This window comes from Pseudoflavonifractor phocaeensis (assembly GCF_016901735.1).
GTDB lineage: Bacteria > Bacillota > Clostridia > Oscillospirales > Oscillospiraceae > Pseudoflavonifractor_A.
Window position 1 is genome coordinate 1 of sequence record NZ_JACLZC010000183.1, and the last position, 610, is coordinate 610.

The 610-nt window shown below is 55.4% G+C and carries 1 protein-coding gene; it reads right to left on the bottom strand.

Annotation, left to right across the window (positions count from 1 at the left end; all coding sequences use genetic code 11):
• On the bottom strand, positions 1-484 hold a 484-nt coding region (gene mobQ / locus H7U37_RS15165), incomplete at its 3' end, for a MobQ family relaxase (protein ID WP_204876991.1).
• Positions 485-610 lie beyond the last annotated feature (126 nt).

The window sequence follows — 610 nt, forward strand, 5'->3', positions numbered from 1 at the left end:
GGTCATATTCCTTTTTGGACTTCGCCGCCCATGCGCCGCGCTCGTCAAGGGGGCGCATGGTAAGCATGATGTGACAATGGGGATTGCCCTTGCCGGTGTCGTGAATGGCGTAATCAACGCACATTCCTCTGGAAACAAATTGAGAGGAACAGTATTCCCGGACAAGCCGGATCTGTTCCTCTCTGGATAACTCTATGGGAAGCGCCGCGTCAATCTCTCTGGCAAGCTGGGCGTTCCCGGCTTTCTCGTAAAGCTCCACGCTGTTCCACAAGGTTGAACGGTCAGAGAAAGAGGGCGGGGCATTGGGCGGCAGTAGGATTTCCGTATGGACAACACCGCCTTTGCGGGTGTAGTCGTGGGTCATTCCGTCCCACTCATTTGTCAACTTTTCGCCGCTTCGGTAGGCGGCTGCGGCAACGGCTGATTTGCCCTTGCCCCGGCTGACAATGCTGATATTACAATGGTAGATGGCTATGGGTATCACCTCCCGGATAGGATAATAAAACCCGCAAAAATGGTACAGACGCCAACGGCGGGTGTACTGTTTTTGTGGGTGTGCAGGGATAGCCGCGTAAGCGGCGCAAGGGGTGCAGCCCCTTGTTGCGGCAAA